This window comes from Corynebacterium sp. HMSC070E08, assembly GCF_001808895.1.
Taxonomy (GTDB): domain Bacteria; phylum Actinomycetota; class Actinomycetes; order Mycobacteriales; family Mycobacteriaceae; genus Corynebacterium; species Corynebacterium hiratae.
The window spans coordinates 1-440 of record NZ_KV794789.1; the positions used below are offsets into that span (position 1 = coordinate 1).

General features: G+C 55.9%; 1 pseudogene. It reads right to left on the reverse strand.

Annotated elements, in window-relative coordinates:
• Positions 1-440: pseudogene (locus HMPREF2526_RS09690) on the reverse strand (HNH endonuclease); the annotation flags it as partial.

Here is a 440-nt window from a genome sequence, read left to right on the forward strand (position 1 = left end):
GCCCAGTTGTGTCGGTGATCCAACTGGCTGAGAAAAGCAGGCTCGCCACAGCCGCCGACCCGGCAGGTACCGTCGCGTCCTTCGACAAGTTTGCGCATGATGATTCCTGGCTGGTAGCCATCGGCCTCTTTTATCTCTTCGGTTAAATCCCGCATCTTGTCATGTGGCATGGGCTCAGCTCGCCAGCCGAAGCCTTCAATAAAGGTCGGTGCATCCTCAATATCGCAGGCCTGGTAGGTGTGGAGCACCACCGTAGCTGGTGGCTGTATTTCACCGGAAAGCAGTTTGATGACTGCCTCAGCGACAGTGATGTCTTCCTTGGCGGCGGTCTGGTGGATGAAGGCATCGAGTTTAATGCCGGTGTCTTCCCCAACCTGCAGTTCCAACCACGCTGAGGTGCCGTTAGAAGAAAACCGGTACGTATCTTTAGGCCGGGTATC